Below are 19,628 nucleotides of genomic sequence, written 5' to 3' on the forward strand. Positions count from 1 at the left end.
TGGTAAGATGCTATCCTGAGCGCCCCCGGCAGTCCTTGTACTGCGCGCCTGCCGATCCACCTATAAAGAAATTATGAAATTTTCCATTCTCGCGCTTGTTTCTGGCGTGTCATTAATTGTGGCGCCTCTGCTGGTGTACGCATATCAGTTGCATGTATCTGAAACATTGGCCATGGCTGCCATTGCGGCACATGGTTCTTTCACTTTTCCAGAGTTGCCGGTCCGTATGTTCTTCTTCTCGAGCGTTGCAGGGGTGGCGCTTGCGGTGCTTGGGTATCGTGTTGAAAAACAGGTGGTACAGGCTTCTGGGGGCGCTGATAAACAGGCTATTCCGAATTGACATTTGTTAGCCGGAAGCAATACAAAAGACAATGGGTAGATGCTAAGCCGCGACGCTCAACTTTTCAATCACACTCAGTTAGGAAACAAATGAAAGACACCTCGCCGCTCCTCGTCGTTCAGGCCCAGCTCGACGCCTTCAACGCCAAGGATATCGAGGCGCTGATGTGCACTTATGCGCCAGACGCCGAGCAGTTTGCGTTACATGGCGAGCGCCTGGCAAAAGGACATGATGAACTTCGGCCACGCTATCTGACGCGCTTCGAGGAGCCCGATCTGTTCGCCCGGCTGCTGTCGCGCACGGTCATTGGCAATATCGTGACCGATCTTGAACTTATTACCCGCAACTTCCCGGAAGGCTTGGGTACGCTCGAGATGTTGTGCATTTACGAAGTTGTCGACGGGCGCATCCAGCGTGCTTCGTTCGCGTCCGGGGCGAAGACTCTCCGCGCGCCGAGGCCTGCTTGAGTCAGTGGATTACTGAATCCGTGCGGCTACAACCCTGACGAGGCTCTGGCCGCCGCTGAACAAGTGCGACCGGTTTGCGGAGGTCACCGCCACCGTCGAACTGATCGCCGTCGAAGGACGGAAACTCACTTTCACCGTCGAGGCCCATGACGGCGTGGATTTGATTTCACGGGGCCGGCACGAGCGGCATGTCATCAACCGGGACAAATTCGTGGCCAAGGTCGGAGCCAAAGCTGCGAGGTAGCGTGAGGTAGTGCAGGGCAGCGCGTTTTAGTAAGGGATAGCGGAAAATAGTAAAACGGCGAAAACAGAAGGGCCCTCGCTGCGGGTTCTCGCCTTAAAATAACATTTCTGCAATTCTTTTCTGGCTGGCCGTGGGAACTAATAAACCGATTTTATTGGCGCTGGGCGCCGCGGCCGCGATTGGCGGGACCGTGTATTGGTACGCTACGCGTGACGACCGGGCGCCGGCGCCGCACCGGGCCGAGGCGCCGGTCGACATGGGGCCGCAGGCGACGCCCGTGTTCTGGAGTGGCAAGGTCTCACTGGTGGCGGGCAAGGACGGGCTGTTTGCCGACCCTTATGGCGTCGCCCTCGATGCCAACGGCAACGTGTATATCGCGGACGGCGGCGACGCCAACCGCATCCGCCGCATCGCCCCGGATGGCACGGTGACAACGCTGGCCGGCGGCGCGGAAGGCTATGCGGACGGCCCCGCCGCACAGGCGCGCTTCAATACGCCATCCGGGATCGCCATCGACAGGCAGGGCAACCTGTACGTGGCCGACACGGGCAACCACGCGATCCGCAAAATCACGCCGGACGGCACGGTCAGCACGCTGGCCGGCAGCGGCGTGGCCGGTACCGCGGACGGTATCGGTAAAGCCGCGCAATTCAATGGCCCGGTGGGCCTGGCTGTCGATGACGACGGCACGGTGTACGTGGCCGACACCTATAACGATACGATCCGCAAGATCGCGCCCGATGGCGTGGTGTCCACGCTGGCGGGCACTGGCGTGCCCGGCGACGCGGATGGCCCGGCATTGCAGGCGTCGTTTGATACGCCGTGCGCGCTCGCCATCGATACGGACGGTGCGCTGCTGGTGGCCGATACCCGCAACGACGCCATCCGCCGCATCGGCAAGGATGGTTCCGTCAGCACGGTGGCGCGCGCGCCGGAAGACGAGCGGCGCCCGTTGCTGCGCCGCCCGCTGGCGCTGGCCCGCACGCACGACGGCCATGTGTATATCGCCGTGCACGGCGGGCGCATTTTGCAACTGACACCGGCTAACGGCGTCGAAGCGCTCGGTGACGTCGACCAGGTGGTGCAGCCCGGCTATGGCAGCGACGGCAAGGTGCAACTGTTCCAGTTGCGCGGCCTGGCGCTGGCCGCCAATGGCAGCATCGTCGTGACGGATGCGGCAACGCAGCGCGTACACCGCATTACCCGCGAGGATGGCGCGCAGCCGTCATCCGCGCCGGGCGCGCCGCGTCCCATCAACGCCGCCTTGCTGGCCGCACTGCCGCTGCCCGGCGCCCAAGCCGCACCCATACCCAATGAATCCCGTGCACCGACAGCCGCAGCCAATATGAAGCCGATGCCCTGGCCCCTGTCCCCGCAAACCGGCCCCCACGAAGTGGTGGGCTTGATGGGCGAAGTACGCGGCAATTTCGAAGGCGATCCGCGCGACCACTTCCATTCCGGCCTCGACATCCGCGCCGACGTGGGCCAGCCGGTGCTGGCCATCGCGCCCGTCAAAGTCAGCGACCCTTTGCCGAACTGGGGTTATGGCACGCTCAGCGAAGGCATCAGCCTGGGCAATATCTCATACATCCACATGCGCGTGGGCCGCAACGCGAAAAACGCGCCGCTCGACGAGCGCTTCCAGCTGCTGCGCAACAGCCGTGGCAAGCCTGAGCGCATCCGCGTGCGCCGTGGCGCGCGCTTTGAAACGGGCGACACCCTCGGCATGGTCAACGGCATGGCCCACGTGCACCTCGATTATTTCCGGCAGGGCGGAGCACTCAATCCCCTCAGCCTGCCGTTCCCCGGCCTGCGCGACACCATCGCCCCGCGCATCGCCGGCATCACACTGTTCGACATGCAGGGCAAGCCGCTGGGCGCGCCCAGGGAGCGGGCCAAAGGCAAGGCCGGCAAGAAGGGCAAGGCGCCGGCCGAAGTGAAACCGCTGGTGATCAAGCGGGAACTGGGTGAACTGGCCATCGTGGCCGACGCGTGGGACCAGATGGATGGCAACGAAGCGCGCCGCCGCCTCGGCGTATACCGGATCGGTTACCAGTTGCTGAACGCCGACGGCTCGCCGGCGCCGGGTTACGCGCAGCCCGTCATCACGCAACTGTACGACCAGTTGCCCCGCAACCGCGACGCCGTGAAATTCGCCTATGCGCCCAACAGCGGCATTACCGTCTACGGCAGCAAGGCCACGCGCTTTGCTTATACCGTGACGAACCGCCTGGAACACGGCCAGGTGACGCCGGGTACGTGGCGCATCGCCGACATCGCGCCGGGCCCGTATCTCCTGCGCATCCACGCGTACGATTACGCGGGCAATGTGGCGACGGAAGGGCGCGATCTGCCGCTGTCGTTCGAATAGATGCACGGCTGAGCAACAGCGCCGGTCTATCAGCCGGGATCGGCTCATGATAATAATTGTGTGCACCTGTGAGTATTGGTGAGAATTCCCCTATGTGATTGAAATAGCATTGTTAACACTGATAACAACTTGAATAAACTGGTGCGGCCGCGTTGTGGCCGGCGCGGCTGGATCCAGCCGAGTCAACGGTCACAACACGGAGGATTCGCCATGTCCAAAAATACAGAGGCACGACTGAATGAGACGCAGCGGGAATTTCTGCAAAAACTGAACAGCCTGGATTTCGGCCCGTTGGCTTACAAGCTGATGAACCCGGAAGACCGCCCCGGCTTGTCGCTGGAACAGACAGCGGACGCCATCACGAAATACAAGGGCTTCCTGTTCCTCGTCAATAACGCGCAAGGCAAGCCCGTATCGCCATCGCGCTACATCGATTACGTGTGGCATACGCACGTGCTGGACACGGAACTGTACCTGACCCAGACCGCCACGCTGTTCGGCCGCCAGCTGCACCACTTCCCCTTCTTCGGCAAGCGCGGCGCCGCCGATGAAAAAGAATTGTTGGCCGCCGCAGCCGCCACCAAGGAACAGGCCCGCGGCTATTTCGGCTGGGACGACGATGACTGGTGCGGCACCCGGCCCAAAGGGCCTCGCCCGTTGCAGGAACTGGCCAGCATCATTTATCCGTCCGGGCTGCCGCAAGCCGGCGTCGCCCAGGGGCAGGACACCATCAGCATCCAGGTCGGCAACTTCCTGCACACGGTGCAGCATATCGGTTCGCCCGCGCCCAACCTGTTCGGCGCCAGATTGTCCCACCTGGACGTGCTGGAAAAACTGTTGAAACTGCCAATCTGGGTGATTGTCTGCATGCCGGCCGACCTGGCCACACTCAGTGAAGTGGTGCAAATCCGGCGCGACAAGCTGGTCGAAGTCACCAAGACGCTGCTGGAACAACGGCCTGAAGCCGCTGGATTCAAAGCCGACATGGTGGCGCTGAACAGCATCCACTAGGTTTCACGGCAAGGCGGCACTGTTGCCCGCCTTGCCACACTGCACAAAAATCCCTGTTGATCTTCCCATAGTCTGCTGTACAATTAATTGAACGGTCGTGCTTTTTTAATCGGGCCGAAAAAATTAAGGGAGACAGCATGGATCTGAATTACTCGCCGGAAGACCAGGCGTTCCGCGCCGAGGTGCGCGCGTTCCTCGACGCGAACCTGCCGGCGGATTTGCAGCGCAAGGTGCAGCGCCACCTGCGCCTGACGCGTGACGATTACGTCCGCTGGCACAAAATCGTGGCCAAACAGGGCTGGGCCGCGCCGGCCTGGCCGGTCGAACACGGCGGCCCGGGCTGGAATGCCGTGCAGCGCCACATCTGGGAAGAAGAGTGCGCCCGCGCCGGCACGCCGCCGATCCTGCCGTTCGGCGTCAACATGGTGGCGCCCGTCATCATGGCCTTCGGCAATGACGAACAAAAAGCCCATTACCTGCCACGCATCCTGCACTGCGACGACTGGTGGTGCCAGGGGTATTCGGAACCGGGTTCGGGCTCCGACCTGGCGTCGCTGAAAACCACGGCCGAGCGCGTGGGCGACCATTACATCGTCAATGGCCAGAAGACGTGGACCACGCTGGGCCAGCATGCCGACATGATTTTCTGCCTGGTGCGCACCGATACCAGCGTGCGCAAACAGGAAGGCATTTCGTTCCTGCTGATCGACATGAAAACGCCGGGTATCACGGTGCGCCCGATCATCATGCTGGACGAAGACCACGAAGTGAATGAAGTGTTCTTCGACAACGTGAAAGTGCCGGTGACGAATTTGATCGGCAAGGAAAACAAGGGCTGGACTTACGCCAAGTACTTGCTGGGCCATGAGCGCACCGGCATTGCCGCCGTGGGCCGCTCGCGCAAGGAACTGCATCTGCTCAAGCGCATCGCCGCCAAACAGATGAAGAAGGGTAAATCGCTGCTGGAAGACCCGCTGTTCGCGGCCAAGGTCGCCAACCTGGAAATCGAACTGATGGCGCTGGAAACCACGGTGCTGCGCACGATTTCGCAGGAAGAGCACGCGCCGGGACCGCAAGCGTCGATGCTGAAGGTGCGGGGCTCGGAAATCCAGCAGTGGCTGACCGAACTGATGATGGAAGCGGTGGGCCCCAACGCGCTGCCGTTCGATCCGGCCTACCTGTCCGGAGACAGCGACCAGTCGGCGGGGGGCGACGACGATGCCGCGCCGCTGGCCGGCCACTACTTCAATTTCCGCAAGACGTCGATTTACGGCGGCTCGAACGAAATCCAGAAAAACATCATCACCCAGATGATCCTGGGCCTGTAAGGAGACAGCATGGACTTCCAATTCAATGAAGAACAGCAGCAATTTGCCGACGCGCTGCGCCGCTGGACCACCAAGGATTACGATTTCGAGACCCGCAAGCGCATCGTGCATTCGGAAACGGGCGTGTCCGCCGACGCGTGGGCGACCCTGACGGAACTGGGCATGCTGGCGCTGCCGGTACCGGAAGCGCAGGGCGGCTTCGACGGCACCGCCATCGATATGCTGGCCGTGATGCAGGAACTGGGCCGCGGCCTCGTGGTGGAGCCGTACTTTGCCACCGTGCTGGGCGCCCAATTCCTGAAACTGGCGGGCGGCCATGAAGACTTGCTGGCGCAGGTGGCCGCGGGCGAACTGAAACTGGCTGCCGCGCTGGGCGAACGCCATTCGCGCCACGACCTGCACGACATCGCCGTCACGGCCAGCCGCGCGCCGCACGGCGACGGCTACGTTATCGACGGCCTGAAAACCGTGGTGCTGCACGGCGCCCAAGCCGGCGTGCTGATCGTTTCCGCCCGCAGCGGCGGCGGCCAGCGCGACAAGGGCGGCATTTCCCTGTTTGCCGTGCCGGTGGGGACGCCGGGTGTGGACATCACGGATTGCCGCACCCTGGACGGCATGCGCGCCGCCACCGTGCGCTTCACGCAAGTGCAAGTGCCGCCGTCGGCGCTGGTGGGCACGGAAGGTTCCGGCTGGGACGTCCTGGAAGCGGCGGCCGATTACGGCGCGGCGCTGCTGTGCGCGGAAGCCGTGGGCGCGATGGACGCGGTGTTTGCCGCCACCCTGGAATACCTGAAAACGCGCCAGCAGTTCGGTGCGCCGATCGGCAAATTCCAGGCCCTGCAGCACCGCATGGCGGACATGTTCATCCACCTGGAACAAGCGCGCTCGATGGCCATGCTGGCGGCCGTGAAAGTGCAGTCGCAGGATGCCGAAGAGCGGCGCCGCATCGTCTCCGCCGCCAAGATGCGGGTGGGGCAGGCCGCGAAATTCGTCGGCCAGCAAGCGGTGCAACTGCACGGCGGCATGGGCGTGACGGACGAATTGCCTGCTGCGCACCACTTCAAGCGGCTGGCCATGATAGATTTGACGCTCGGCGATGCGGACCACCACCTGGAACGCTTCATCGCCCAACCGGGATTCAAACACGCCGCATAAGGAACAACATGGCCGCCACCAAGCACTGGACTTTTGACGATTTCGAACCGGGCCAGGAATTCGTTCTTGGCACGAAACTGGTGACGGAAGAAGAAGTCATCGCATTCGCGCAGCAATTCGATCCGCAACCGTTCCACGTCGACCACGCGGCCGCTGCAAAGTCGATTTTCGGCAAACTGGCGGCCAGTGGCTGGCACACGTGCAGCATGATGATGCGGGTGGTGGTCGACAACCTGCTGTCGAACTCCACCAGCCTGGGTTCGCCCGGTGTCGACGAAGTGCGCTGGCTGAAGCCCGTGTATCCGGGCGATACGCTGACGGTGTCGTATTACACGAAATCGGTTCGCGCATCGCAGTCGAAGCCGGACCGGGGCGTCGTGGTGTCCGTGTGGAAGGCGGTCAACCAGCATGGGGAGCTGGTGGCCACGGTGGAAGGCATGGGCATGTTCGGCCGCCGCGCGGCCGGGGAGGGGAGTGATGCGTAATATCGCCACGCTGGAGGAAATGAAAACGCTGGTCGGGCAGGAAGTCGCGGTGTCGCCGTGGTTCGACATCACGCAAGAGCGCATCAACCAGTTCGCCGACGCCACCGGCGACCACCAGTGGATCCACACGGACATCGAACGGGCGCGGCGCGAATCGCCGTTTGGCGGTCCCATCGCGCACGGTTTCATGACCATCGCGCTGGTGCCGGCCATGCTGGAGTCCGCCGTGACCATGGTGGACATGAAAATGGGCGTCAACTATGGCTTGAACAAGGTCCGGCTGCCGGCGCCGGTCCCGGCCGGCAGCCGCGTGCGGGCGCGGCTGACCATCCAGCGCATCGATGACATCGAAGGCGGCGCGCAAGTGGAGTGGGGCGTCGTCATCGAGCGGGAAGGGGGCGACAAGCCCGTGTGCGTGGCGGAGTTGTTGATGCGGCGTTACTGAGCGATTGGTCGCGGTTGCCCGAGCTCAGCAATATGTAACAGTCCGTTACTATGTGCGCCAGCGCACTTTTAGTATGCAACCAGGAATCGATAATGGCCTCACAGCACAACCACGATGAGGCACATTATGAAGTTCACCGTTCCTGCACTTTCCCTGGCTGCCATGGCCGGCCTGCTGACCGCTTGTGGCGGCGGTGGCGGCGGTTCATCGACGCCCACACCAACGCAAATGGGCAGCGTCGCCGTCTCGCTGACCGACGCGCCCGCTTGCGGCTTTGACGCGGTCAATGTGACGGTTTCCAAAGTCCGTATCCACCAGAGTTCTTCCGCCAGCGATACCGATAGTGGCTGGACCGACATCACGCTGTCGCCGGCACGGAAAATCAATCTGCTCAATCTGAACAACGGCGCGCTCGAAGCATTGGGGACGGCGTCGCTGGGCGCGGGCCACTACAGCCAGTTGCGCCTGGTGCTGGGCAGCGGTACCAATGCCAACACCGTGGTCAAAACCGGCACAACCACGGAAGTCGCGCTCGACACGCCAAGCGCGCTGCAGAGTGGCATCAAGCTGGTCAACGAATTCGATGTGGCCGCAGGGCAGCGCGTGGACCTGGTGCTGGACTTCGACGCGTGCAAATCCGTGGTCACCCGGGGCAACAGCGGCGGCTACAACCTGAAGCCGGTGGTGAAAGTGGTGCCGACCGCATTGAACGGCATCAGCGGCTTTGTCGCCACTGCGGCGCTGGGCAGCCACGTGGCCGTGTCGGCGCAGCAGAATGGCGTCATCGTGGCGTCCACCGTACCGAATGCCACCACTGGCGAATTCAACCTGGCCCGCCTGCCGGCCGGCAATTACGACGTGGTGATCACGGGCGACGGCTATGCGGCCAGCGTGGTGGGCGCCGTGCCGGTGACTGCCAGCGCCATGACCCAGCTCAGCACCGTGGCCGCGCCGATCGTGCCGGCCGTGTCGCTGGGCCGCAACATCAGCGGCAGCGTGACACAGAATCCGGTCAGCAGCACCGAACCTGCCGTGGTGGCGGCAATGCAAGCCATCAGCGGCGGGCCCACGGTCACGCTGAAATACACGCTGACGCCGATCGGCGGCGGCGCCTATACGCTGGCCGGCCTGCCGGTGGCGGCGCCGCGCTACGTGACGTACAGCGGCACGCTGCCGCTGGTCTTCGGCGCCGCAGCGACGGTTCCACTGCCAGGCCAGTACCGCGTGGATGCCTCCGCCATCGGCTACACCAGCAAGTCCGCGCCGCTGGTGGACGTCAGCACCGCCGATCAGGCCAACGTCAACTTCACGCTGACGCCGTAAACCGCAACACGTGCGCCGTGGCGGCAAACCGCTCGTTGCCGGCCAGTTTGCCGCTGACGGTTTCAACGATATGGAAACCTTCGCTCTGGTACAGCGCCAGGGCGGCGGCATTCCCGGCCAGCACGTCCAGCGCCAGCGGCCTGGCCGCAGCGCGCAGCACCGCCCTGAGCAGCGCCCGCCCAACGCCATTCCGGCAGCGGGCGGGATCGACGTAGAGCCATGTCAACTCGTCTCCCGTATAACCGGCAAAGCCGGCGACGACGCCATCCAGCACCGCCACGAACAGCGTGGCGTCAAACAAGCCTTCGGTTTCGCCGGTTTCTTCCAGCGTCAGGAAGGCGTCGGCCAGGCCGCTGGCTTCCAGTTCGAACCGGCGCGCCGCGTCGTGGATTTCGCAAATGCGGGGCCAGTCGGTATGGTGATATTGTCGGATGTGCATAGAAAATTGTTTATATTGCAATTATATGCAACTGTAGCATAGCCGCGTGCCCGGCACATTACGTACCAGCTAAGGGGTTCCCTTAAAGGAATATATAAGAAGCACCTTATTTGTTGCTAGTAGGCATGTAATAATGGGATTTTTTCCCTGCGCCGATGGTTGAATCTATCCGGGCGCGCCCCCGGCGGCGCGGTATGTTGTGTGTCTTGCTGGCGGCATCGCTGCTCGCGGTGCATCCCCACGCGGCTGCGCAAACCCGCCCCGGCCTGGTGTCATTCCAGCGCATCGCCATTCCCGACGACGTTCCCGCCCATTTGACGACTGCCGCGGTGCAGGACCAGCGCGGCATGCTGTGGTTCGGCACGCAGGATGGCCTGGTGCGGTATGACGGCTACAGCTACAAGGTGTTCCGCGCGCGGCCCGGCGATCCGGCGGCGCTGGGCGGCAGCTATATCCGGTCGCTGTTTGTCGCGCGCGATGGCCGGATCTGGGCCGGCACCATCAGCGGCGGCGTGTCCGTATTTGACCCGCGCAGCGAACGCTTTACGCAGTACCGCCACCAGCAAAACGATAGCGGGCTGGCGCACGACCGCGTGGAAAGCATCGCGGAAGACCGCGCCGGCATGATGTGGCTGGCCACCGACGATGGCCTGGACCGGCTCGATCCCGGCAGCGGCGCCATCACGCATTTCCGCCACGATGCGCTGGACATGTCGACGCTGGCCAGCAACCAGGTGCGCAGCGTGCTGGCGGACCGGGAAGGGCGCCTGTGGGTGGGCGGCCAGGATGGCTTGCAGCTGTGGCAGGATGGCCGCTGGCTGCGCGTGGCGTCGGAACCTGGCGCACCCGGATCGCTGGCGGGGCAGCACATCACCCGGCTGATGCAGGATGCGCGGGGCCGCATCTGGATCGGCACGCACAAGCATGGCGCAGCCATGCTGGACCCGGCGCGCCTGCCGCAAACGGTGGCGGAGGGCGTAACACTGCCGCCCGCCAGGGAGCTGCTGGTGCGCTGGCTGCCGTCGGACAAGCCGGATTCGCTGTCCCTGGGCGCTTCGAGCCTCAGCCACTACTGGGTTTATTCGATGGCGCAGGCGGCCAACGGCGAAATCTGGATCGGCACGTTCGGCAACGGTATCGACGTGATCGATCCGGTCTCGTTGAAAGTGGTGGACCGGCTGCGGCATGACGCGGGCAACACCAGTTCGATCGGCGCCAGCCGCATTGGCGCGCTGTTGAGCGACCGCAGCGGCACCATGTGGACCGGTTCTTGGGGCGGCGGCATCGCCCAGCACCATCCCGCCACCCGCGCCTTCGTGAAAATCCGCCACAGCGCCATCAATCCCGATACGCCGGGCCACCCGGGCATCGTGCGCGCCCTGGAAAGCGCGGATGGCAAATTGTGGCTGGGCACCAACGGCGAAGGTGTCGACGTGCTGGACGCGGACGGCCACGTGGTGGCCCGCCACCGCGCGCGGACTGCGGATCCGGGCGCGCTGGCGGACGGTTCCATCACGTGCCTGGCGCAGGACGCGCAGGGCGGCATGTGGATCGCCACGCTGGATGGCACCTTGCACCACCTGCCCGCGGGGGCAACCGGCTTCCGGCGTTATGGCGAAACGCAGGGGTTGCCGGGCGGGCCGATCCGCGCCATGGCGTTCGGCCCGGACGGCGCGCTGTGGGTGGGTGCGCAAAAAGGCCTGGGCCGGATTGCGCCAGGCGGCAAGGCCACCGTGTACCGCCACGTGGAGGGCGACGAGCGCACCCTGTCCGGGCGCGAAGTGGAATCGCTGGCGTTTACCAAAGACGGCACCTTGTGGGTAGGCACGGAAAATGGCGTCAATGCGTTCGATACGGCGCAGGGAACGGCCGTGCGCATCCGGCGCGACGCGAACCGCGCCGACAGCCTGCCGGACAACTGGGTGCCGGACTTGATGGTCGACCGCCAAGGCCGGCTGTGGCTGGCCACGCAGTCCGGCGTCGCCATCCTGAATACGTGGAATGGCAGCGAAGCGCGCTTCGATGTGGTGTCGCGCCGCATCGGCCTGCCCGCGCAGCCGGCCGAATCGCTGCTGGAAGATGCGCAAGGCATGGTGTGGCTGAACGGCCGCACCCGCATCGATCCCGCCACCTGGCAATTCCAGACGTATGGCCCGGCCGATGGCGCCGATTTCCGCACCCGCTATATCGCCAGCCGCAGCATGACGCGCAGCGGCGATTTGTTGTTTGGTTCGCCGGAAGGGCTGTTGATCGTGCGTCCCGCCTTGCTGCGCCAGCGCGGCGAACCGCTGCGCGTGGTGGCGGCGGCGCTGTCGGTGGCGGGGCGCGACGTGCCGGGCGCCGGCGAACTGGCGCAACTGGCGCTGCAGGCGCCGCAGCGCAGCCTGCGCGTCGAATTCGCCGCGCAAGGCGCCGGCGCACCGGACCAGGTGCGCTACCGCTACCGGCTGGAAGGCTACGACGCCGACTGGGCCGAGGTGGACGCGCGCCAGCGCGTGGCCGCCTATACCGGCTTGCCGCCGGGGGAATACACGCTGCGCGTCCAGGCCGCGGCCGGCGACATGCCATGGGCGGCCACCGGTGCCGCGCCCGGCGAATGGCAACTGAACGTGACGGTGGCGCCCGCGTTTTACCAGACCATCCAGTTCCGTGCGCTGATGTGGCTGTTGGGCGCATTGAGCGTATTTGGCCTGTTCCGCCTGCGGCTGCGCCAGTTGCGGCGGCGCGCGGCGTGGCTGGAGCGCACGGTGGCGGAACGTACGGCGGCGCTGGAAACGGCTTACCGCGACATCGAACAAGCCAGCCTGACCGATCCGCTGACGGGCTTGCGCAACCGCCGTTTCCTGGAGCAGTCGTTCCAGGCCGACCTCGACCTGGTGGCGCGCCGCCATGCGGGCGGCGACCCCGGCCCCGGTTCGGATTTGCTGCTGTTCATGCTGGACCTCGACCACTTCAAGTCCGTCAACGACCAGTATGGCCACGCGGCGGGCGACGCGGTGCTGGTGCAGGCGGCGGCCGTGCTGCGCCAGTGCATGCGCGGATCGGACTACATCGTGCGCTGGGGCGGCGAAGAATTCCTGCTGCTGGCGCGTTTTGTCGACCGCGCCCAGGGCCCGGCGATGGCGGAAAAGATCCGCACCGCCATCGCCGGTCACCCGTTCGTGCTGCCGGATGGCGCGGTGCTGCACAAGACCGTGTCGATCGGTTACGCCGCGTGCCCGCCGGTGCCGGGCCGGATGGATGACGTGACGCTGGACAGCCTGCAGCAACTGGCCGATACGGCGCTGTACGCGGCCAAGCGCAGTTGGCGCGACGCGTGGGTCGGCGTGTCGCTGGATGCCGGGATGCAGGAGGGCGCGGTGCGCCGCTTCCTGGCCGATCCGGCCGCCAATGCCAGCGAGTGGCGCGTGGAAGCGTCGCGGCCGGACGGAATGCAGTGGGGATAGTTAAATAAATTGATATCAGGCAACCAATGTGTATATAATAATACGTAATCTGAGACAACTTTGCGCCAGGTGAATGCCAGATTGACAAACCGCGCTCGTGTCGCTCATCATAGGGAATGCTTTGATGCATCTCTCTATGGTCGGCTGTGTTCTATGGCAGTGCCGCACCCTCCGATCCGGTGCGGATCCGTTTAACAAATGAATGGCTCATATGGACTTGCATGAAAAGGCAATCAGGGTGTTGCGCGCGAGTCGCGGATTTGGCGTCCTGGATGACGCCGTCCTCAACGACCTTGCCGCTGCCCTGGTGTTCGAAGATGTCGCCGGCGGCACCCAGGTCTACAAGGAAGGCGAGATATCGGACAGCATGCTCTTCGTCGTCAGCGGCGGCATGCGTGTATCGCGCGGCGTCGGCGCGGACCTGAACCTGTACAACGAAGTGCGTCCCGGCCAGAGCGTGGGCGAAGTGGGCCTGATCCTGCAACAGCCCCGCACGGCGGACGTGACGGCGATCCGCGATTCCACCGTGGCGTACCTGTCGCGCGCCAGCTACGAAGCCTTGCTGGCCAAGCACCCGCTGGCGCTGAACCAGGTGTTCGTCAAGACCGTCTATAACTTCATGCGCCACACGCCCGTGGCGCACCAGCAATATGCGCAATCGTTCGCCGTGGTGCCGCTGCATGCCGGGGCCGATGCGGCCGAAGTCGCGCAGCGCCTGGCCGACGCGTTTGCCACCATGGGCAGCGTGCACCATTTGCGCCCGCCGGCCAATGGCGGCCGCCACGTGGGCCGCCACGCCGATGAGCTGGAAGGCGAATATGAATTCCTCGTCTATGAAGCGGAAGGTTCGCCGTCCGAATGGACGCGCCGCGCGTTCCGCCAGGCCGACCAGGTGATTTTTGTCGCCAGCGCAGGCGCCACGCAAGCCATCGGTGAAATCGAAGAGCGGCTGACGCAGGAACCGGGTTTCCACCTGAAACGCAAACACCTTGTGCTGCTGCACAAGGATGAAGCGCGGATGCCGATCGATATCGGCCTGTGGCGCGGCGTGCGTGAATTCGAGCGGACTTATCCGGTCCGCGAAGGCCGGCCGGCCGACTTTTCCCGCCTGGCGCGCTTCCTGACCGGCACCGCCGTGGGCGTGGTGCTGGGCGGCGGCGGCGCCCGCGGCTTTGCCCACCTGGGCGTGCTGCGCGCGCTGGAGGAAAGCGGCATTCCGGTCGACCTGGTGGGCGGCAACAGCATGGGCGCGCTGATCGGCGCGCAATTCGCGTGCGGCATGCCGCTGGAAGAAATCCGCGAGCGCACGCAAGTCTTCGCGGGCGGCGGTGAACGCCTGACCTTGCCCGTGATTTCCATCGTGTCCGGCCGCCGCGTCGAGCGCGATTTGAAACGCATGTTCGGCGACACCACGATGGATGACTTGTGGACGCCGTTCTTTGCCGCCGCATGCAACCTGTCCAAGGGTATTACCAGTGTCCAGGATCAGGGGCCGCTGTGGCGCGCCGTCCTGGCCAGCAATTCGCCGGCCGGCCTGTTCCCGCCGGTGCTGGACCGGGGCGACTTGCTGGTGGACGGCGCCATCCTTGAAAACGTGCCGGTGGAAGCCATGCGCGTCCGCCTTGGCACGCCGCTGGAAAAGCGGCGGGGCAATGGCACCATCATCGCCATCGACGTCGATGTGCGTGAAGGTCCAGGCGCCGATCCGAGCCTGCACCGCTTATCCGCATGGAAGACCGTAAAAGGGTATTTCAAGGCGGACGGCAATCCCACTCCCAGCATTGCATCCATCCTTTACAGCGCCGGGCATATCGGCGGCGCCGCACAACGCGGCCGCACGATTGCCCAGGCCGATCACTATTTGGAGCCGCCTGTCGCGGAATTCTCGCTGATGGGCTATAGCCGCTCGCGGGAAATCGTCGAGGTGGGCTACCGTTATGCCATCGAAAAAATTGAAAAATGGACGCATCCAGTAACGTCAGGCCGCGCGTCAATGAGGGGCTGAGCCGGTCCGAGCCGGTTGAAGATACGCTGCGTCTGTCGCTGAGTCAAAGGGAAGTCTGGCTGGACCAGCGCGCCTGGCCCGAATCGCCGCACCTCAATATCGGCGGCGGCGCTTACCTTGAAGGTCCGCTGAACCTGGCCCGGTTCCGCCAGGCGCTGGTGTGCCTGGTCGCGGAGAGCGAAGCCTTGCGCCTGGCCCCGCAGTCGACCGGCAAGCAGGTCTTGCTGCCCGTGTTCGAACGGGACCTGGAAATCGTGGACTTGTCCGCCAGTCCTGAGCCCCGCAAGGCCATGCGCCAGTGGTGGTCTGCCCGCATCCGCGAACCGTTCGTGCTGGACGGCACGCCGCCGTGGCGTTTCACGCTGCTGCGCGGCAGCGACGAACTGTATGGGCTGACGATCCAGTTCCACCACCTGATCATGGATGGCTGGGGCACCACGCAAGTGATGCGGCGCTGGAGTGAAATCTATAACGCGCTGGAAACCAGCGTGATTTGCCCGCCGTCCGATGCCCCCGGCTACCGCAAGTTCATCGCGGAATCGCACGCGTACCGCGATTCGCCCGCCTACCAGGACGATGCCGCCTACTGGCGCACGCAAGTGCCGGAAGTGCCGGCGCCGCTGATCGAGCGCCGCTACGACTACGGTGGCATGGCGGTGGGCCAACTGCCGCAATCGCGGCTGGTCGAGCAGCGCATTCCCCGCGCCGATTATGAGCGGGTGGAACAGCAGGCGGCCGGCGCCGGGCTTACCGTGTTCAACTACGTGCTGGCGGCGCTCGCGCTGTATTTTGCGCGCGTCAACAATGTGCAGGAAGTGGTGATCGGCGTACCGAGCCTGAACCGGTCCGGCCGCGCGTATAAATCCACGCTGGGCATGTTTGCCGGCGTGCTGGCCGTGAAAATCGGCGTGCATCCGGATATGCGTGTCGATGAATTGCTGGGCGCGACCCGCATCGCCATGCGCGGCGCGCTGCGCCACCCGCGCTATCCGCTGTCGGACCTGGGGCGCGAACTGGAAGTGATCCGCCATGGGCGCGACGGCTTGATGGATATCTTCCTGTCGTTCGAACGCCAGGATTACACGCTGAGGTTTGGCGATACGCCGCTAGTCGATGCGCGCCAGCTGTTCTCGGGTTCGGCGCGCTATCCGCTGGGCGTGACGGTGTGCGATTTCCATCCCGGCGAAGACCTGGAACTGGTGCTGGACGCCAGCGAAGCGTGCTTCGCGCAGGGCGAACCGGAGTTGCTGGGCCGCCGCCTGTGGCACCTGGTCGAATCGATGCGCGCGCATCCGGAAGCCGGTATCGCGCAATTGTCGATCGTGCCGAACGAAGAGCAGTGGGCCATCCTGTACGGCCTGCACCGCGATATCGCCACGCACGAATATCCGCCACCGTTCATTTCACTGTTCGAGCACCAGGTCGCGCTGCGGCCGGAAGCGCCGGCCGTGGTGTGGGACGACGGTGACATCGATTACGCGACGCTGAACCGGCGCGCCACCATGATGGCGCAGCGCCTGACGGCATTGGGCGCGGGCCGCGACAAGGTGGTGGCGATGGCGATGGCGCGCACTTGCTCGATGGTGGTGGCGATGCTGGCCGTATCGAAGACCGGCGCCGCGTTCCTGCCGCTGGATCCCGACGCGCCGCTCGAGCGCCTGGCGGACATCCTGGAACAAAGCCGCGCCTGCGCACTGATGATCGACCCGGCCGCCGGCGGCCGCCTGGGCCAGTTGCATCCGAACATCGTGCGGGTGCGCTGGAACGAGCCGTTGTCCGACACCGAGTCCACGCTGCCGCCGCTGTCGGCGAAACCGGCGCCGCGCGACCTGGCCTATGTCTTGTTCACGTCCGGCTCCACCGGCCGCCCGAAAGGGGTGATGGTGGAGCATGCCGTGCTGTCGCGCCGGCTGGCGTGGCTGTCGCGCGCCTATGGCGTCGACTGGCGCGATTGTTCCGGCCAGTCCACGCAATACACGTTCGATCCGTCGCTGATCGAATTGCTGCTGCCGCTGATTAACGGCGGCAGGGTGGCGCTGCCGCCGCCGGGACGCTTGTTGCCGGAAACCTTGCCGGCCTTCGCGGCCCGCCACGGCGTGACGTTCATCGCCTTTGTCCCCACCACGTTGCAGCGCTATCTGGATGGCGCGGCCGGCGTGCAGGGATTGAAGTTGCGCGTGGCGTGCTGCGGCGGCGAAGTGCTGTCGCCCGCGCTGGCGCGCCGCTTCGTCAACGAGACGGGGGCGCGGCTGTTCAATGTTTATGGCCCGACGGAAGCGTCGATCTTCGCCACCGCGTGGCAATGCCTGCCGTCGGACGACGATACGCCGCTGCCGATCGGCCGCCCGATCGACGACACCCGCATCTATGTGCTGGACGCGCAATTACGCCCCATGCCGCTGGGCATACCGGGCGAAATCTATATCGGCGGCGATACGCTGGCCCGAGGCTACCTGCACCGGCCGGAACTGGACGCGGCCGTGTTCCTCGACGATCCGTTCCAGCCGGGTTCGCGCATGTACAAGACGGGCGACCGGGGCTGGCTGGGCGTCGAAGGCAACCTGCACTTCGTGGGGCGCCTGGACCGCCAGGTCAAGTTGCGGGGCTACCGCATCGAACTGGGTGAAATCGAAGCGGCCTGCCTGCAGGTGCACGGTGTGTCGCAGGCGGCGGCGCGGCTGGTGGAAATGGGCGGCAAGCCGCAAATCCACGCATGGGTCGGCGCGGCCGACCACGTGACGGCGCAACGCCTGCAATCGGTGCTGCGCCAGCGCCTGCCCGACTACATGATCCCCAGCGCCATTTGCGTGCTGCCGCGCCTGGCCGACAGCAATGTCGGCAAGATCGATTACGACGCGTTGCCGGTGCAGCAGCCGGGCGCGCTGGCGGAACCCGCGCGTCCGCCCGGCACGGCGCTGGAACGGGAACTGGTGGCGATCTGGGAAAGCGCGCTGACGGCGCGCCCGATCGGCATCCAGGACAATTTCTTCGACATCGGCGGCGATTCGCTGGCCGCCGTGGCGATCCTGTCGGCCATCGACAGCCGGCTCGGTTGCAGCGTGCCGATGTACACGCTGACGGAACACCCGACCATCGAGCGGCTGGCGATCGCGCTGGGCAAAAAGATCACGCCGCCCGACATGATCATTTCACTGTCGGCGGAAAACGGCCGCACGCCGCTGTACCTGGCGGCGTCCGGTCACGGCGACCTGTTGCGGTTTACCGAGCTGGCCAAGCTGGTGTCCAACACCTATGACGTCTACATGCTGCAACCGCCGATGGAAGGCAAGTTGAAGGACGTGGTCAGCCTGGCGGAACTGTACGTCAATTGCATCGTGGCGCAGGGCAGGGAGCCGGGCGTCGTGGCGGGATTCTCGGTGGGCGGCGTGGCTGCGCTGGAAACCGCGCGCCTGCTCAAGAGCAGCGGCGCGCCGGCGCGCATGCTGGTGCTGCTCGATACCATCCACCCCCGCTCGATCGTGGGCGGCGTCGGCTCGTGGCGCGCGCTGGGCTGGCTGGTGCGCACCTTGCGCATCCAGGAACTGAGCATGAACGGCCGCCGCCTGGGCGGCCTGGTCGGCGACCCGGGACTGGTGGCGCAAGTGATGGCGCTGCGCGGCTTCCACCCCGGCGAGTTCGACGGGCATACGTGCCTGGTGCGCTCGTCGGGCCTGGCCAACTGGGACCGGCTGTTCTTCGGCAAATGGCGCCGACTGTTGAAAGACCGCCTGTCGGAGCGGCGGGTGCCGGGCTTGCATGGATCCATTTTCGAGGCCAACAACATCAATGAGCTGGCGGCGGTACTGGGCGGCATCATGGAAGAACGCCATGCCGCCTGAGGAGCGCAGGGAGCGGGTGCTACGCCGGCGCTTGATCGGCCTTGGCGTGGCGATTGCGCTGCTGCTGGCGCTGGCGGCCAGTTGGGCATGGTCGCCGATGAAATCCATGCTGGACCTCGACACCATCGTGGCCGCGCTGCGGGGATTCGGCCAGTCGTTCGGCGTGCCGGCCGCCATCGCCGGGTTTGCGCTGGCCGTGGCCACCGCCGTGCCGCTGACGTTTCTGACGCTGGTGGCTATTGTCGCGTTCGGCCCATGGACCGGGTTCGCCGTGGCGTTGCCGGGCGCGCTGGCCGGCTCGGCCATCAGCTATGGTCTTGGCATGCTGCTGGGACGCGAAGCGGTGGCGCGGCTGGCGGGGGCGCGCATCAACATGGTCAGCCAGCGCCTGGGCGAACGGGGCTTGCTGGCGATCGTGCTGATCCGGCTGGTGCCGGTGGCGCCTTTTCCCATCGTGAACATGGTGGCGGGAGCCAGTCATATCCGCCTGCGCGACCTGTTGCTGGGCACAGCCATCGGCATGGCGCCCAGCACGCTGTTCATGATGTTCTTCGTCGATACCATCATCGCGTCAATGAAACAGCCGTCCGGCTTCGGCTTCGGACTGCTGGCCGTGACGGTGTTGCTGCTGGCGGCCGGCGGCCTGGGCCTGAAGCGCTGGATCAGCCGGCAGGGCCGCTGATCTTGTCAATATGGCCATGCGGCCATTCCACGTTACAATAGCCGGGTT

At 65.0% G+C, this 19,628-nt stretch carries 15 protein-coding genes; 14 read left to right on the forward strand and 1 reads right to left on the reverse strand.

All coding sequences use genetic code 11. The features are described from left to right. The first annotated feature begins 73 nt into the window (after window positions 1–73). The 10 genes from GJ700_RS13450 to GJ700_RS13490 all read left to right on the forward strand — a co-directional run bounded on the left by GJ700_RS13450 (window position 74) and on the right by GJ700_RS13490 (window position 9,169). On the forward strand, window positions 74–340 hold the full coding sequence (locus GJ700_RS13450; RefSeq protein WP_154374523.1) for a hypothetical protein: 267 nt from the start codon (window positions 74–76) through the stop codon (window positions 338–340). A gap of 89 nt (window positions 341–429) precedes the next feature. Beyond that, window positions 430–807 (forward strand): nuclear transport factor 2 family protein, encoded by a 378-nt coding sequence (locus GJ700_RS13455; protein WP_154374524.1) that lies wholly within the window; start codon window positions 430–432, stop codon window positions 805–807. A 55-nt stretch (window positions 808–862) separates the two neighbouring features. Continuing rightward, a complete protein-coding gene (locus GJ700_RS36270; protein WP_371867946.1) occupies window positions 863–1,051 on the forward strand; it encodes a thioesterase family protein in 189 nt (62 codons plus the stop codon). 130 nt (window positions 1,052–1,181) lie between these two features. Further along, a complete protein-coding gene (locus GJ700_RS13460; protein ID WP_371867940.1) occupies window positions 1,182–3,422 on the forward strand; it encodes a gluconolaconase in 2,241 nt (746 codons plus the stop codon). A 210-nt stretch (window positions 3,423–3,632) separates the two neighbouring features. After that, entirely contained in the window at window positions 3,633–4,433 is an 801-nt protein-coding gene (locus GJ700_RS13465) for a glycine-rich domain-containing protein (protein WP_154374526.1), read from the forward strand. A gap of 137 nt (window positions 4,434–4,570) precedes the next feature. Beyond that, a complete protein-coding gene (locus tag GJ700_RS13470; RefSeq protein ID WP_154374528.1) occupies window positions 4,571–5,761 on the forward strand; it encodes an acyl-CoA dehydrogenase family protein in 1,191 nt (396 codons plus the stop codon). Between the two features lie 9 nt (window positions 5,762–5,770). Further along, on the forward strand, window positions 5,771–6,916 hold the full coding sequence (locus GJ700_RS13475) for an acyl-CoA dehydrogenase family protein (protein ID WP_154374530.1): 1,146 nt from the start codon (window positions 5,771–5,773) through the stop codon (window positions 6,914–6,916). Between the two features lie 8 nt (window positions 6,917–6,924). Further along, on the forward strand, window positions 6,925–7,401 hold the full coding sequence (locus GJ700_RS13480) for a MaoC family dehydratase (RefSeq protein ID WP_154374532.1): 477 nt from the start codon (window positions 6,925–6,927) through the stop codon (window positions 7,399–7,401). Beyond that, on the forward strand, window positions 7,394–7,846 hold the full coding sequence (locus GJ700_RS13485; RefSeq protein ID WP_154374535.1) for a MaoC family dehydratase: 453 nt from the start codon (window positions 7,394–7,396) through the stop codon (window positions 7,844–7,846). Before GJ700_RS13480 ends, GJ700_RS13485 begins: the two co-directional genes overlap by 8 nt. Window positions 7,847–7,972: 126 nt before the next feature. Then, window positions 7,973–9,169 carry a DUF4382 domain-containing protein gene (locus GJ700_RS13490; protein WP_154374537.1) on the forward strand — a complete coding sequence of 399 codons (1,197 nt, stop codon included), beginning with the start codon at window positions 7,973–7,975 and terminating at the stop codon, window positions 9,167–9,169. On the opposite strand, the gene GJ700_RS13495 is transcribed toward GJ700_RS13490, so the two are convergent. Next, on the reverse strand, window positions 9,153–9,608 hold the full coding sequence (locus GJ700_RS13495) for a GNAT family N-acetyltransferase (protein WP_154374539.1): 456 nt from the start codon (window positions 9,606–9,608) through the stop codon (window positions 9,153–9,155). The genes GJ700_RS13490 and GJ700_RS13495 overlap by 17 nt on opposite strands. Window positions 9,609–9,802: 194 nt before the next feature. Here GJ700_RS13495 and GJ700_RS13500 point away from each other — a divergent pair, with 194 nt between their 5' ends. The 4 genes from GJ700_RS13500 to GJ700_RS13515 all read left to right on the forward strand — a co-directional run bounded on the left by GJ700_RS13500 (window position 9,803) and on the right by GJ700_RS13515 (window position 19,580). Continuing rightward, complete coding sequence (locus tag GJ700_RS13500) at window positions 9,803–13,054, forward strand: ligand-binding sensor domain-containing diguanylate cyclase (RefSeq protein WP_195763889.1); 3,252 nt, start codon at window positions 9,803–9,805, stop codon at window positions 13,052–13,054. A 211-nt stretch (window positions 13,055–13,265) separates the two neighbouring features. Then, window positions 13,266–15,059 carry a patatin-like phospholipase family protein gene (locus tag GJ700_RS13505; protein ID WP_195763890.1) on the forward strand — a complete coding sequence of 598 codons (1,794 nt, stop codon included), beginning with the start codon at window positions 13,266–13,268 and terminating at the stop codon, window positions 15,057–15,059. Continuing rightward, on the forward strand, window positions 15,014–18,898 hold the full coding sequence (locus GJ700_RS13510) for a non-ribosomal peptide synthetase (protein WP_154374545.1): 3,885 nt from the start codon (window positions 15,014–15,016) through the stop codon (window positions 18,896–18,898). Before GJ700_RS13505 ends, GJ700_RS13510 begins: the two co-directional genes overlap by 46 nt. Beyond that, entirely contained in the window at window positions 18,888–19,580 is a 693-nt protein-coding gene (locus GJ700_RS13515; RefSeq protein ID WP_195763891.1) for a TVP38/TMEM64 family protein, read from the forward strand. Before GJ700_RS13510 ends, GJ700_RS13515 begins: the two co-directional genes overlap by 11 nt. Window positions 19,581–19,628: the final 48 nt, after the last annotated feature.

The sequence above is a fragment of the Pseudoduganella rivuli genome, assembly GCF_009674485.1.
GTDB classification, from domain to species: domain Bacteria; phylum Pseudomonadota; class Gammaproteobacteria; order Burkholderiales; family Burkholderiaceae_D; genus Rugamonas; species Rugamonas rivuli_B.